The 14,093-nt window shown below is 71.2% G+C and carries 11 protein-coding genes; 5 read left to right on the top strand and 6 right to left on the bottom strand.

What is annotated here, in order from left to right:
• The 4 genes from C1I98_RS22755 to C1I98_RS22740 form a co-directional block, all read right to left on the bottom strand.
• The coding region (locus C1I98_RS22755; protein WP_111169462.1) for a CocE/NonD family hydrolase at positions 1-1,199 on the bottom strand (1,199 nt) is incomplete at its 3' end.
• Positions 1,192-3,795, bottom strand: a complete 2,604-nt coding sequence (locus C1I98_RS22750; RefSeq protein WP_111169461.1) for a N,N-dimethylformamidase beta subunit family domain-containing protein — start codon at positions 3,793-3,795, stop codon at positions 1,192-1,194. The genes C1I98_RS22750 and C1I98_RS22755, both read right to left, overlap by 8 nt.
• Positions 3,796-3,835: 40 nt before the next feature.
• Positions 3,836-4,801, bottom strand: a complete 966-nt coding sequence (locus C1I98_RS22745; RefSeq protein ID WP_146607573.1) for an AraC family transcriptional regulator — start codon at positions 4,799-4,801, stop codon at positions 3,836-3,838.
• A 31-nt stretch (positions 4,802-4,832) separates the two neighbouring features.
• The gene (locus C1I98_RS22740) at positions 4,833-6,746 is read right to left on the bottom strand and encodes a dipeptide ABC transporter ATP-binding protein (protein ID WP_111169464.1); all 1,914 of its coding nucleotides are present in this window, start codon (positions 6,744-6,746) and stop codon (positions 4,833-4,835) included.
• 258 nt (positions 6,747-7,004) lie between these two features.
• Between C1I98_RS22740 and C1I98_RS22735 the strand changes: the two genes are divergently transcribed.
• The 4 genes from C1I98_RS22735 to C1I98_RS22720 are packed head-to-tail and all read left to right on the top strand — an operon-like array spanning position 7,005 to position 10,814.
• Positions 7,005-8,609, top strand: coding sequence for an ABC transporter substrate-binding protein (locus C1I98_RS22735; protein ID WP_111169459.1), 1,605 nt, complete (start codon positions 7,005-7,007; stop codon positions 8,607-8,609).
• Between the two features lie 6 nt (positions 8,610-8,615).
• Complete coding sequence (locus C1I98_RS22730) at positions 8,616-9,560, top strand: ABC transporter permease (protein WP_111169458.1); 945 nt, start codon at positions 8,616-8,618, stop codon at positions 9,558-9,560.
• Positions 9,557-10,453, top strand: a complete 897-nt coding sequence (locus C1I98_RS22725; protein WP_199537137.1) for an ABC transporter permease — start codon at positions 9,557-9,559, stop codon at positions 10,451-10,453. The genes C1I98_RS22730 and C1I98_RS22725 overlap by 4 nt, the downstream gene beginning before the upstream one ends.
• A 19-nt stretch (positions 10,454-10,472) precedes the next feature.
• Positions 10,473-10,814: a DUF2218 domain-containing protein gene (locus tag C1I98_RS22720; RefSeq protein WP_111169457.1), complete on the top strand. Its 342-nt coding sequence runs from the start codon at positions 10,473-10,475 to the stop codon at positions 10,812-10,814.
• A gap of 67 nt (positions 10,815-10,881) precedes the next feature.
• On the opposite strand, the gene C1I98_RS22715 is transcribed toward C1I98_RS22720, so the two are convergent.
• On the bottom strand, positions 10,882-11,868 hold the full coding sequence (locus tag C1I98_RS22715; RefSeq protein WP_111169456.1) for a methyltransferase family protein: 987 nt from the start codon (positions 11,866-11,868) through the stop codon (positions 10,882-10,884).
• 440 nt (positions 11,869-12,308) lie between these two features.
• On the opposite strand from C1I98_RS22715, the gene C1I98_RS22710 reads away from it, so the two are divergent.
• Positions 12,309-13,592: a multidrug effflux MFS transporter gene (locus C1I98_RS22710; protein WP_111169455.1), complete on the top strand. Its 1,284-nt coding sequence runs from the start codon at positions 12,309-12,311 to the stop codon at positions 13,590-13,592.
• Here C1I98_RS22710 and C1I98_RS22705 read toward each other — a convergent pair.
• Positions 13,589-14,093, bottom strand: a 505-nt coding sequence (locus C1I98_RS22705) for a helix-turn-helix domain-containing protein (RefSeq protein WP_146607572.1), incomplete at its 5' end; no start/stop codon positions are given. The two genes, C1I98_RS22710 and C1I98_RS22705, sit on opposite strands and share 4 nt — an antisense overlap.

Here is a 14,093-nt window from a genome sequence, read left to right as displayed (position 1 = left end):
GCACAGCGGCGGTCGCGCGGGTCGTAGAGGAAGCTGTCGGGGGCCTGGCCGGAGTCCGGCTGCTCGCGGCGCAGTTCGCCGTCGCCGTGCAGGGTGTTCGCGCGACCGCCGCTGTGCAGGTGCCAGTCCTGGTACTCGGTGCCGGGCAGCGGCCAGGAGTCGGCCACCCGCCACTCGTCGGCGCCCATGGTGAACAGCAGCACGGACGGTTCGCCGGCGATGCCGTCGTCGCCGTCGCGCAGCCAGGTGTCGAACCACCGGAGTTGCATGCCGTCGGCGTCGATGGCGGGGCCGGTGGCCCGGCCGCCGAAGTTCCATTCGCCGACGGGGTTTCCGCTGAAGAGGCCGGCGTGCGGCCACGGCCCGATGAGCAGCCGCTGCCGGTCGCGCACGGAGGCGGGGCCCTGCGCGCGCATGCCGGCGAAGTTGGCGAGCGTGCCGCCGAGGAAGGTGTCGTACCAGCCGCCCAGGTTGAACGCGGCGACGTTGATCCCGGGGTAGGCCCGTGAGACGTCGAGCCGTTCCCAGTACTCGTCGTATTGGGGGTGGCGCAGCCATTCCCGGTAGTACGGGGCGATGCCGTCCAGGTACGGGTGGTCGTCGAGGGGCAGGACGGCCGCCGTGCCGGGCAGCCGGTCGGCGGCGTCGGTCAGCGCGCCGCGGATCTCGGCGGGGACGGACGGGTCGCGGGCGGCGTTGTGGGCGGCGAGCGAGAGCGTCCAGCCCAGGCTGAAGCTGAGCTGGAAGGCCCCGCCCCGGTACACCCAGCCGTGGTGGTAGCTCGACGCGGTGACGTTGGGCGCGATGGCCTTGAGCGCCGGGTGCCCCGACATCGCCGCCTGCCACTGGGTGACACCGTCGTAGGAGCCGCCGAACATGCCGACGTTGCCGTCGCACCAGGGCTGGGCGACGATCCAGTCGATCGAGTCGTAGCCGTCCTCGCGCTCGTTGAGGAAGGGGGTGAACGTGCCTACGGACGCGCCGCGCCCTCGGACGTCCTGCATGACGACGGCGTATCCGGCCGAGGCGGCGCGCAGCGCGAACGTGCCGTACATGCCGAGGCTCGTGCGGTCGTAGGGGGTACGGAAGACCAGGGCGGGGCATCGTTGCCCGGCCGGGCGGTACACGTCCGCGCGCAGGATCGCGCCGTCGCGCATGGGGACCGCGAGCATGCGGTCCACGGTGATCGACTCAGACATCGGCGGCCAGCCAGCGGTCGATGACGTTGCGGGTCACGCGGGACACCCCGTTGTCGTAGCCGTTCGCCGAAAGGCCGCTGCTGTAGGAGATGGAGCCGGTGGAGAAGACCGAGCCGCCGCCGCGGGTGCGGAAGTAGACCATGTCGGAGCGGACGCGGGGGTTCTCCGCGGCGCCCTGGCCGGGGTTGGTGCCCTCGAGTTCCTCGATCACGAACTGGTAGCCGTCGCCGAGTCCTTCCGAGGTGGCGATGACCAGCGCGTCCGGTGGGCTGCCGAGCGCGGGGTCGTAGCGGTCGATCTCGTTGCCCACGGCGCCGCCGTCGACCAGGGCGAGATCGCCGAACACCTCCGGCACGCCGTCGAGCAGCGTCCGTGCCACCTCGCCGTCGTGGTCGGGGCCGGCGCGGTACCACCCGGACGGGCCGCCGCCCTGCGCGCTGAACCCGACCCCGAACAGCTTCTGGGGCGGGCGGTTGCGGCCCGCCCACAGCCCGCCGCGCTCGCCGGTGGTCGCGTGGTGTTCCTCGCCGGGCCGTACCTGCCAGCTACGGGTGCCGGTCAGGCCGCGCCGCAGCTCCATCACGTGCGGCAGCTCGGGATGGAAGGAGACCACCCAGTAGTAGCCGTTGCCGCCGATGTAGGCCAGGTTGCCGCCGCCGTCCACGTAGGACTCGATGGCGTCGAGCATCCGCGCCGAGGCGTACTCCGGGTGCGACCCGGTGATCACCCCGCGGTAGCGCCGCAGCAGGTCGGCTCCCTCCGCGTGCAGATCGTGGTCGGTGATCACGTCGAACGAGTAGCCCAGCTCGGTGAGCCAGTCGAGGATGTAGAGGTCGGCGGCGAGCATGAACGGCGACAGGTGGACGCGGAAGCCGGGCGCGAGGGTGAGGATGGGCCGCCGCCAGGACGAGTAGCACACCCCGCTGCCGTCGGTGTGGCCGGCGTAGAGGGAGAGGCCGAGGTCGTAGCGCTGTTCGAGGACGGCGGTGCCCGGCGGGACGACCCCCACGTAGCCGAGGCGGCGCTCGTTCGCGTACGCCAGGTACGTGGCGGTGGGCAGTAGCAGCGCGAGGTCGCCGGTCGCGGTCCCGGCCGGGGCGCGGACCACGAACGGGATCGCCCGCTCGCACGAGCCGTCGGTGGCCGTCACCCGCAGCGCGTACACGCCGCTCGGCAGGCCGTCGGGGACGGTGAGCTCGTGGCTGGGCTCCCAGCCGCTGTCGGCGAGTTCGTCGTCGTGGAAGTGGATGGCCCCGTAGCCGCGCGGGTCGTAGGCGTAGTGGTCGGCCTCGCCGGTGTAGTGCCGCCCGGTCACGCCGCGCACCGGCATGTTGACCAGGCGGCCGTCCATCTCGGGCCGGCCGGCGCAGGGCACGCTCAGGGAGGCGGCGGTGCGGGCGCCCTCGGGCGTCCCGAACCGCCACCGCAGCGGGGCCTCCGGCGCGTCCGGCGCGTCGGACACGGCGGCGACCAGCGCGTCGCGGCCGAGCGGGCGCTGCCACAGGCCAGGGCTTTCGATCTTGCCGTTGTAGTGCCCCGAGGCGGCTGTGAGCGCCGCGAACAGCAGTTCGCCGCCGTCGGCGGGCGCGAGCGGGGCCTCGGCGCGTCCCTCGGCGACCTGCGGGCGGTCGTCGACGACCGCCGGGCTCAGCAGGCCGTTGACGCTGTTGACCAGCGGGCGGGCGGCCAGCACGACCCGCCCGGTCTCCGGGTCGTAGCTCGCGCCCACGCCGTGCCAGAGGCGGAGCGCGAGCGGGGTCTCGATCCGTGTCGCGGTCTCCCCCGCGCCGTCACCGAGCCAGAGCGTCAGCCGCCCCTCCTCGTCCAGGCCGAGGGCGTAGCCGCGCGGGCCGTCGCCGTCACCGTCGCTCCAGCGGGCCACGATCGCCTGCCGGACGCCGGTGACACAGGTCGGGTGGACGTACGCGACGACGGCGAACCCGTCGAGGCCCGTGGTGGCGCCCCCCGGGTCGGGGACGGCGATGTGCGAGCCGAGCCGGGTGGTCTGCGCCCGCCCGCGATGATCGCCCTGCCACGCGTCTGGAACCGTCTCGACGCGGACGCCGGGCCCGGCCGGGTTGTCATCGACGTGCCGCAGCCGCACCAACTCGGTCGTGTACCGTTCGACGCCTTCCGCGCTGACCATGAACGCGACGGGGTCGCCGGGAGCGGCGCTGACCCGGTCGGCGTACCCGAGCAGGGTCGGGCCGTCGACGCGCAGGTCCGGGCCGTCGGCCGCGTCGGCGGGCCGCTCGCCCCACCCGAACACCTCGTGCAGCTCACGGCGCAGGCACGCCTCGCGCGCCTCGGCGAGGGTGGTGAAACGGCGCCGGTCGGCGAGCCGGTACGGCGCGCCGCGGCGGGCGGGCGGCCTGGCCAGGCACCACTCCTCGCCGGGCACGGATTCGTACACGGTGACGCGTTCTTCCGGTGGTCTTCGGCCGAGGAACCGCAGCACCCAGCAGAACGGCTCGCGATGGCCGACGTCGGGGTCACTCGTCCAGGCCTTGATCAGTTCTTCGGTGATCAGGGAGCGGAGCCGCCCGGCACGGCGCTCGTCGAACCGTGCCTGGATCTTTGCGGTAGAGGAGTCCATATCGCGAAGTTAGGCAGTGCGCCGTGGTACGGGGAGCGACTCAGGTCGGTAGCTGTGTCACTGAAGGGAGGCGGTCACCGCGCCGCCGCACCCGCGTCCGTGCCGCGCCCCGCTTCGGCGCGGGGCCGGCCATGCCGCCACGGCGGAACTCGCCCGGGCTCATGCCGACCTCGCGCTTGAAGAACCGCCCGAAGTACGAGGGATTGTCGAACGACAGCCGCTGGGAGACCTGGGCGATGGTCAGGTCGGTGTGCGTGAGCAGCCGTTTCGCCTCGACCGTCAGCGCGGTGCGGATGATCTCGGCCGGGGTCTTGCCGGTCGTGCGCCGCACCACGTCCGCCAGGTGTTTGGGCGTGATGCCGATGCGGTCGGCGTACCCGCGCACGGTCTGCTCATTGAGCAGCTCATCGCTCACCAGGCGCAGATAACGCCTGGCCAGCGCGGTGCTGCGGTCCTCGACCATGCTGGTGCCGACGTCGCTGTGCAGCCGCCGCATCTCGACCAGCAGGACGTGCAGGTACGCCTGGAGCACCGAGGCGTCCGCGCCGCCGGGCCGCCGGTACTCGCGGTACAGGGCGGCGAACAGCCCCATGATCGGCTCGATCTGGTCGTCGTGGAGGTGCAGGGCCCGCCCGATGCCGAGCGGGTCGAGCGTCAACGACTGACGGGGCGAGACCCGGTCGCCGTACTGGGCCGCCAGGAACTCTTCGAGGAAGACGACGACGTACCCCTCGATCGGCGTACGGCGCTCCCAGAACTGCACCTGGCCCGGCGCCACGAAGTACAAGGTCACCGGGTTCAGCTCGTACGGGACGAAGTCGATCACCTGGGTGCCGGACCCGCTGGTCACGCAGACCATCTCGTAGAACTCGTGGCGGTGCGGGAACGACGCGTACGACCAGGGCGCGAGCTCGTCGAAGGAGCCGATCGCGAACCCCCGGGGCCCGGAAGCGATCATGGGGTCGTCGAAACGGTGCGTCGGCAGGAATGCTCGCTCGGGATGCACGGTGTCTGCTCCTGTCGCGGTACGGCGTCTGTCACTCAGGCGAATCCCATGGGTTCCCGTTCTCCGGCGCGCCCGCGGGGGCGAGGCCGGGATTGGCGGCCAGCAGGGTGCGCGTGTACTCGTGCGCGGGCGCGCTGGTGATCGTGTCCGGCGGCGCGACCTCGATCAGCCTGCCGTCCTTCATGACGCCGACGCGGTCGGCGATCGACAGGACCAGGCTCAGGTTGTGGGTGATGAACAGGTAGGCGAGGTCGCGTTGCCTGCGCAGTTCCAGCAGCAGGTTCATGACCTGACCCTGCACCGAGACGTCCAGGGCCGAGGTGGGCTCGTCGGCCACGATGAGCTTCGGCTCGGGGGCGATCGCGCGGGCGATGGCGACCCGCTGCCGCTGGCCGCCGGAGATCTGGGCCGGGATCCTGTCGATGATCGACGCGGGCAGCCCGACCTCTTCCAGAAGCCGCTCCACGCGCCGCCGCAGCTCGGGCCCGCGCAGGTCGGTCAGTGCGCGCAGTGGCTCGGCGATGATCCGGCCGACGGTGTGCCGGGGGTCGAGTGAGCCCTGCGGATCTTGGAAGATCAGTTGGACGTCGCGGCGGAAGGCGCGTGCGTCGCCCGCGAGGCCGTGTGCGGTGTGTCGGCGGCCCGCGAACGTGATGACGCCCTCGGTGGGATCGTCCAGCGCGGCGACGAGCTGCCCCAGTGTGGTCTTGCCGCTGCCGGACTCGCCGACCAGGCCGAAGAACTCGCCCGGCCTGATCGACAGGCTCACGCCGTCGACAGCGGCGTGCCGCTCGCGGCGGCGGAGGCCGAGCAGGGCGCCGCGGCGGCGTCCGCGGGCGGTGTACGTGCGGCGCACGTTCTCGATCACCAGCAGCGGCGCGGCGGCATCGACCTCGGCATCAACCTCGGCGACCTCGGCGACCTCGGCGACGGCCTTGGCGGGCTGCGGGACCGAGGGGAACGGCAGCGACACCGGTCCGCTCCCGGGGTTCCAGCAGGCGACCTGTCCCTCCCCCGGCACGACGGCGAGCGGCGGCTCGTCCTTGCGGCAGTCGTCGACGGAGTGATGGCAGCGGGGGACGAACCGGCAGCCGGAAAGCTCCTCGGACGGGCCGGGCACCGAACCGGTGATCGTCGGCAGGCCGCCCGGGCGGCGCACGCCGACCCTCGGGACGCACTCGACCAGCGCGCGGGTGTAGCGGTGCCGGGGGGAACCGAGCACCTCCGCCGCCGGGCCGACCTCGACCAGACGCCCGGCGTACATCACCGCGATCCGGTCGGCGATCTCGGCGGCGACGCCCATGTCATGCGTGATGAAGACGCAGGACATCTGGTGTTCGCGCTGCACGGTGCGGAACAGGCGCAGGATCTCGGCCTGGGTGGTGACGTCGAGGGCCGTGGTGGGCTCGTCGGCGAGCAGCAGGTCGGGGCCGGAGATCAGCGCCATGGCGATCATCACGCGCTGCTGCATGCCGCCGGAGAGCTGGTGCGGGTAGAGGTCGGCGATCCGCTCGGGGTCGTCGAAGCCCATCTCGCGCAGCAGCTCGTACGCCCGGGTGCGGGCCTCCTCCCGCAGGCCGATGCCGGCGGGATGGTACGCCTCGACGAGCTGGACGCCGATGCGCTGTGTCGGGTTGAGCGAGTCCAGCGCCTCCTGGAAGACGATGCCGATCCGGCGTCCGCGGAAGGACCGCATCTGCTCGCGGGTCAGCGCGACGAGGTCGACGTCGTCCAGGCGGACCTCGCCGGTGGTGCGGACCGGCGCGACGAACTCCAGCAGCCGGATGATCGACAGGGCCGTCACCGTCTTGCCGCTGCCGGACTCCCCCACGACGCAGAGCGTCTGCCCGGCCGGAAGGGTGAGCGAGAGCTCATGAACGAGCCGCACGCCGTCCTCGCCATTGAGCACACCGACCGAGAGGCGATCGATCTCCAGTAGTGACACGTGCGTCATCCCTTCAGGCGCCCGGTGTGACACATCGCCGGACGATCTTCCGTCAAGGATCTCCGCAGGACAAGAGGTCACCCCGGATCCGGCCCAACTGTTCAGTCTCGGTCAAGCGACGACGCGAACTGGCAATGAACGCCGAGGTGAGGTTCGCGTGAGTGACAGAACTGCCGACATCGACGCCTACTCGGGCCCTTCGCACGGCGGCTAGCTTGAGCGGCCAAATCCGCCGACCAAAAGGCGCGAGGAGCCACGATGAACCTCCACAAGTCCCGCCACCCGAAGGCCGTCGTCGCCGTCGCCCTGTTGAGCTTAGTGCTGTCGGCATGCGCCTCCCGCGCGGGCGGACCGGCTGCGAGCACCCAGAGCGCGGACGCCGGCCCCCCTGCCAAGGGCGGCAACATCACCGTGCGCCTGGCGCAGGACCCCGGGTCGCTGGACTCGGTCGTGAACGGCAACGTGGGCACCACCTACGTCAGCCACCAGATCTTCGAGCAGCTTGTGACCATCGACGCGAACTACCGGCCGCAGCCGGTTCTCGCCGAGTCGTACGAGAAGAGCGACGACGGGCTCACGTACACGTTCAAGCTGCGCGAAGGTGTGCGGTTCTCCGACGGATCGCCGCTCGCGGCCTCCGACGCGGTGGCCTCGTTGAACTACTGGGTGAAGGACGGCAGCTACGCGGCGGCGCTGAAGCCGGTGCTCAAGGACGTCACCGCCCCCGACGACACGACCGTCGTCGTCACGTTGAAGTCGCCGTTCGACCTCGTCGCGCTGATGGCCGCGAGCCACGGCTCGTTCATCCGCCGCGCGGCCGACATCAAGGCCAAGGGGCCCACCGGCATCCCCAGCGACAAGGTCGTCGGCACCGGCCCGTACAAGGTCAAGTCCTGGACGCAGGGCGAGCAGATCGTGCTCGAACGCAACGGCGAGTACAAGCCGCCGAAGGGCACCTCCAGCGGGTACGCGGGCGCCAAGCGGGCGTTCCTGGACACGATCACCTACAAGGTCGTCGCCGACCAGGATGCCGTGCTGAACGGGCTGAAGACCGGCATCCTGGACGTCGCGGAGCCGTCGAACCCGCAGTACGACCAGATCAAGCAGGACCCGAGCCTTGCGGTCGCGGTCGAGGGCGGTGGCACGATCCAGTTCGTGTCGCTGAACCACAACTCCGGCTCGATCTTCGCCAAGGCCGAGGCGCGTGACGCCCTGAACCTGGTCACCGACAAGAAGGCGATCATGGCGTCGCAGGGTGTTCCCGACCTGGTCTCGCCCAGCAACGGCGCCTTCGCCACCTCGACCAACAAGGCGATGTACTCCGAGGCGGGCAAGGCGAAGTGGGAGCAGCACGACCCGGAGCAGGCCAAGCGGCTGTTCGTCCAGGCCGGCCTCGAGCCGGGCCAGACCATCCGCATGATCACGACTGACGAGTTCCCGCAGTTCAAGGACGCGCTGATCGTCATCCAGAACGACCTCAAGAAGATCGGCATCAAGTCGAGCATCGAGAGCTACGACTTCGCCACCTTGATCGGCAAGAAGAACAACGAGCCCGGCGGCTGGGACGTCCTCGCCCTGATGGACGACGCCAACCCGCCGGTGCCGTCCTACACCGACAACGTGAAGAATCTGGATAATTCCGGATACCCCCGCGACCGGCTCGATCCCCTGCTGGACACCTACAACCGGGCGAAGACGCCCGAGGAGCAGCGCGCGGCGATCGACGCGGTCCAGAAGTTCACCTCTGACAACCTGCCGACCATCACGCTGTACGCCGCCAAGAACTACGTCGCCTACAACCCGAAGATCCAGGGTTACAGCGGCTGGGGGATGGAGTTCACCGATGTCTGGCTGAGGAAGTAGAGGCCCATGCTGCTCGTCGTCCTGCGGCGGCTCCGCGACCTGGTCGTCGTGCTGGCCGTCGTCGGCACGTTCCTGTTCTTCCTGCTGCGATCGATCCCCGGCGACCCGGCCCAGGTCCTGCTGGGCCTGAAGGCCTCACCGGAACAGCTCGCCCGGCTGCACGAGGAACTGGGCCTGACCGGGCCGCTGTATGAGCAGTACCTCCACTGGGTCGGCAACGTGCTGACCGGCGACTTCGGCACGTCCATCAAGTATCAGGCCCCGGTGCTCGACATGATCGCGGGCCATATCGCGCCGACGCTCACCCTCGCGATCGCCAGCACGGTCATCAGCTTCCTGCTGACCGTGCTGGTCATCGGCTGGGTCACCGTGTCGCCGCACAGTTGGGTGGCGCGGGGCGTCAACCGGGTCGCGCAGTTCGGCCTCGCGCTGCCGGAGTTCTGGCTGGCGCTCCTGGCCGTCTACGTGTTCGCGCTGGTACTGGGCTGGTTCCCCACCAGCGGCCACACCCCGCTGTTCGCCGACCCGGTGACGGCGGTCCCGCAACTCGTCCTGCCGGTCGCGGTGCTCGTGGTGGGGCAGACGGCGTTCTTCACCATCACCATGGAGGAGAGCGTGCTCGGCGAGCTGACCCAGCTCTACCTGCGCACCGCGCGGGCCAAGGGGGTCACCGAGCGGCGCATCGCGCTGCGGCACGTGCTGCCGAACTCGATGCTGCCGGTGCTGACCACCATCGGACTGAACTTCGCGTCGCTGATCGGCGGGGTCGTCGTCATCGAGAGCATCTTCGTCATCCCCGGGCTCGGCACGATGCTGCTCGGGGCCGTGTACGCGCGTGACTTCCCGCTCATCCAGGGCGGGGTCATGTTCGTCGCGTTCCTCTTCGTGGTGGTGAACCTGCTGGTGGACCTCGCCTACTCCCTGATCGATCCCAAGGTGCGTGTCTCGTGACGGCGGTGACCGGCGAGACGGCCGCGGCGGCGCGGCGGCCGTCGTTCGCGCGCCGCAACCCGACGCTGGTGGTGTCCGGCGGGCTGATCGGCGTGATCATCGCGCTGGTCGTGGTGCTGCCGTTCTTCCTGCCGGACCCGGAGGCGATCGACCCGGTACAGCGGTTGCTGCCGCCGTCCGTGGATCACCCGATGGGGACCGACCGGTACGGCCGCGACCTGTTCAGCCGCTGGGCGTCCGCCGGGCGCGTGTCCATCGGGATGACCTTGCTGATCACGGTCTGCTCGGTCTCCCTCGGCACGTTCATCGGCCTGGTGGCGGGTTACTTCGCCCGCGTCGGCCGGGTGATCATGCGCGTGGTGGACGCGTGGATGGCGTTCCCGTCGATCATCCTGGCGATCGTGTTCGGCGTCGTCATCGGCCCGGGCATGACGAGCGAGCTGATCGCGGTGACGATCATCTTCACGCCGTACACCGCGCGGATCATCCGCAGCCGCGTGCTGGGGCTCGCGACCCGCACGTACGTCAAGGCGGCGCGGGTCTCGGGGCTGGGGCCGTGGCAGACGCTGGCCGTGCACATCCTGCCGAGCACGCTGCCGCTCGCGGTGGTGCAGTGCGTGCTGCTGTCGGCGGGGGCGATGCTGATCGACGGGTCGCTGAGCTTCCTCGGACTCGGCATCTCACCGCCCACGGCGACGTGGGGCAACATGGTCGCGGACGGGCGGGTGTACCTCCAGGAACACCCCACCATGGTGCTCTTTCCCGGGCTGGCCATCGCCCTGTTCGTCTTCCTGTTGAACATCGCGGGAGCGAGCCTGCGCACGTTCGTGGACCCGCGGGCCAAGCTGCTCTCCGCCCAGCTACGGCGGCGCGGCAACGCCCGGCGCCACTGATATGAGAAAGGTCGAATGAGTGACACGCACGACGAGCACGGCGACGGTCGCGACCGACCGACCGGCCCGGTACGGCAAGCAACTGGTGAACCACCTGGGCCGCCACCAGGGCGGGGGGTGGTCGGAGGAGTCGGGCTCTGGCTGGATCGTGTTCGGCGCGGGCCGTACCGAGGTCACCTGCGCCGAGGGGGCCCTTGAGCTGCGGCTGGACGGCGACGCCGACGAGATGGCCGGGCTGGAGGATGTCGTGGGACGGCACCTGGTCCGCTTCGGCGCGAAGGACGAGCTGGTCGTCCGCTGGGTCCGCGCCGACAGCACGCCCGGCACCGAGCAGGGCGCGGGCGCGGCTCCGGCGGACTGACGAGACGGCCGCGCGCCCCGCTTCCAGCGGGGCGCGCGGACCGCTACGCGTCGGGGAGGATCACCGGTCAGATCGCTTCCGCGATCAGGGCGCGCGGGCTGCCCGGCAGTTCGCGCGTCTCCAGCCATCGCCAGCCGGTCTCGGCCAGCCAGCCGCGCACCTCGTCCTCGGGATAGACGACGGTCCCGTCCACGACCAGGTACTCCCCGGCCAGCAGGGGGTCGAGTCTGCGCCCGCCCGCGGCGTCCAAGAAGAAGTCGACGAGCAGGAGCCTGCCGCCGGGCTCCACGATCTCACGCGCGCGGCGCAGGAAGGCGCGGTTGTCGTCGGCGTCGAACCGGTGGGCGACGTGCTCCAGCAGCACCAGGTCGTACCGGCCGGGAACCGGGTCGGTGAGCGGGTCGGCGGTGTGGAACGCGACGCGGTCGCGGTAGCGCTCGTCCACGGCGTCCGGGCCGGGCGGCTCCGGCGCCACGAAGACCGCGTGGAGGCGGGGGTTGCGGGCCGCCGCCTGGACGACGAACTCCACGGACAGGCCCGCGAGATCGACGACGCGCGTGTGCGCGCCGAAGTCGTAGTGCTCGGCCAGCATCAGCGCGTGCAGCGCGTTGTAGGCCGTGACCCCGCTGCGGAAGACATCCGCCCCCACGGAGGCGGACGTGTCGAACGGCGAGGGCGCCGCCGCGCGCACGGAGTTCGTGTACGAACGCCAGTGCGGGTAGCTGACCTGATCCCAGAAGGTGAGGAAGGCCCGCAGGTCCAGGGCGCCCTTCCGGCCCGCCAGGTAGGCGTCGGCCGCCGCCTCGTTCCGGTACCGGGCTCCGTCGAAGGCCAGCAGGCCCAGACCGGCCATGGCGTCGGCGAGGATCCGGGCGGACCGCTCCGGTATCCCGGTCCGGCCGGCGAGCTCGGCCGGGGTCAGGGGACCGTCGGCCAGGGCGGTGAAGACGCCGACCTCGCCGGCGGCGAAGAGCTGTTTGGCCGCCATGAAGCCGGTGGCGACGTTGACGATGGGGCTGGGATCGGCGGCGGTCGCCGTCGTGTGGGAGGACATCGGGGACTCCTCGGCGAAATCGCGGCGGGCGGACGGCGAGCGGATCGCCGCCGCGCGGAAAGCATCACAAATCGTTATGCAATTTGGTCTGGAGTCATGTCCGCAGGCAAGGCACCGACGTCACCCGATGTGTCACTGAGATCCGTCCGCCGCACCGGCGACCGGAATTCAATCGGGAATGGTGCCCGATATTCAGGGCACTCCGTCGGGAATGACATTTGGGCCGCACTGATTGACACCCTGACCGACATTGATGACGTATACGATTGCGCTGTCTTTTGGGCACTCCCCCACCTGGGGCCTGCCGGCATGGGTTGGACGGCGTCCCACCCTCTTCCCCGGCACAGCAAGGGAAAGGGGCTTTCCATGAGCCGAGTGAGGCTCCCACGACGGCCGCTCCCCGAGGCGGGCGGCCCGGTCGCGGGAGGGCGCACGCCCGAGTGAGCGACCACCAGTCCACCGGGCCGGTCCCGGCGCGGCATCGCCGCCGCCGGCTGCTCCTCATGGGCGCCCTGTCGACGTTCGGCCCGCTGTCGATCGACCTGTACCTGCCCGCGCTGCCCGAGCTGGCCCGTCAGCTCGACGCCTCCGACAGCGCCGCGCAGTGGAGCATCTCGACGTGCCTGATCGGCCTGGCGGCCGGGCAGCTCTTCATCGGGCCGCTCAGCGACAGGATCGGACGCAAGCGCCCGCTGGTCGTCGGCGTGGCGACGTACGCGGTCGTGTCGCTGCTGTGCGCCGCCGCCCCCTCGATAGCGGCGCTGAACCTCCTGCGCCTCGTGCAGGGGCTGGCCGGGTCGGCCGGCATGGTGATCGTCGCGGCGATGGTCCGTGACATGTACGAGGGGCAGCGGATGGCGCGCATCCTGTCCCTGCTGATGCTCGTCGGCGGGGTCGCGCCCATCGTGGCGCCGGTGCTGGGCGGGCAACTGCTGTACGTGACGGACTGGCGCGGGATCTTCGTCACGCTCGGCGCGATCTCGGTGCTGCTGCTGGTCGCGGTGACCGCGCTGCCGGAGACGCTCCGGCCGGAGCTGCGGCACGTCGGCGGGCTGCGGCGGGTACGGGTGGGCTTCACCTCCGTGGCGCGCGACCGGGTGTTCGTCGGCTGCGCGCTCGGATCGAGCGTCGGCGGGGCGGCGCTGTTCATCTACATCTCGGTCAGCGCGTTCGTGCTCGAAGGCGGCTACGGCGTGAGCGCGCAGGCGTTCTCGTTCATCTTCGGCGTCAACTCGGTGGGCCTGGTGCTGAGCGGGTACGTGAACGCGGTGCTGCTGCGCCGGCTGAAGCCGGAACCGCTGCTGGTCGGCGGCGCGCTGGTGGCCGTCGGCGCGAGCGTGTTCTGCCTGGCCGCCGCGGTGCTGCAGGCGCCTTTGGCGGTGTTCCTGCCCGCCCTGTTCCTGACGGTCGCGACGGGCGGGCTGGCCTCGCCCAACGCGACGGCGCTGGCGCTCGCCCGTCACTCCGCCAACGCGGGGACGGCAGCGGCGCTGCTCGGCAGCAGCGGCTTCCTGCTCGGGGCGCTGCTCGCCCCGGCCGCCTCGATCGGCGGCGCGAGCGCCCTCGCCATGACCTGCGGGATGGCGGCCGCCCGCGCGGCGGCCTGGGCCGCGTACCGGTTCGTCGCGCTCCCCGGCCGCCGCCGCCAGGCCCCGGCGGACGACGTCGCGGAGCCGCCGGAGTCGGCCCGGCTCGATGATGAACGCCGTCGCGCCGGGCCCTAGGAAACGTCGGAGAGAGCGCAGGGGATGACGTCGCGGCTGAGCCGGTACTCGCGAGGGGCGAGGCCGTAGCTCGTCTTGAACACCCTGCTGAAGTGCGCGGCGTCGGCGAAGCCCCAGCGCGCGCCGATGGCGCTGACGGCGACCTCGCGCGAGCCGGGGTCGAGCAGGTCGCGGCGGCACTGCTCCAGGCGACGCTCGCGGATGTACCGTCCCACCGACATGCCCTCGGCGCGGAACAGCTTGTGCAGGTAGCCGGTGGACACGTAGCAGGCCGCGGCGATCGCCTCAGGCCCGAGGTCGGGCTCGTCGAGGTGCCGCGCGATGAACATCTTGGCCCGGGTGAGCAGCATGCGCATCGAGTCGGAGGCGTCGGCGTGCTCGCCCAGCAGTGAGGCGTACAGGGTGCCGATCAGATCGACGACGTTGTCCGCGAGCCGCATCGGATGGGAGTCGCCGACCTCGTCGATGTGGCCGGCCAGGTTCACCAGCATGGGTGAGACC

Source organism: Spongiactinospora gelatinilytica (genome assembly GCF_003236385.1).
Classification (GTDB): Bacteria; Actinomycetota; Actinomycetes; order Streptosporangiales; family Streptosporangiaceae; genus Spongiactinospora; species Spongiactinospora gelatinilytica.
Note: the sequence above shows the minus strand (reverse complement) of the source record. Positions and strands in the feature narration are given on the sequence as shown.

Excerpts from the sequence above, each read along its gene's own strand:
- C1I98_RS22750 (WP_111169461.1), bottom strand. The coding sequence starts at position 3,795 with ATGGACTCCTCTACCGCAAAGATCCAGGCACGGTTCGACGAGCGCCGT.
- C1I98_RS22735 (WP_111169459.1), top strand. The coding sequence starts at position 7,005 with ATGAACCTCCACAAGTCCCGCCACCCGAAGGCCGTCGTCGCCGTCGCC.
- C1I98_RS22730 (WP_111169458.1), top strand. The coding sequence starts at position 8,616 with ATGCTGCTCGTCGTCCTGCGGCGGCTCCGCGACCTGGTCGTCGTGCTG.
- C1I98_RS22715 (WP_111169456.1), bottom strand. The coding sequence starts at position 11,868 with ATGTCCTCCCACACGACGGCGACCGCCGCCGATCCCAGCCCCATCGTC.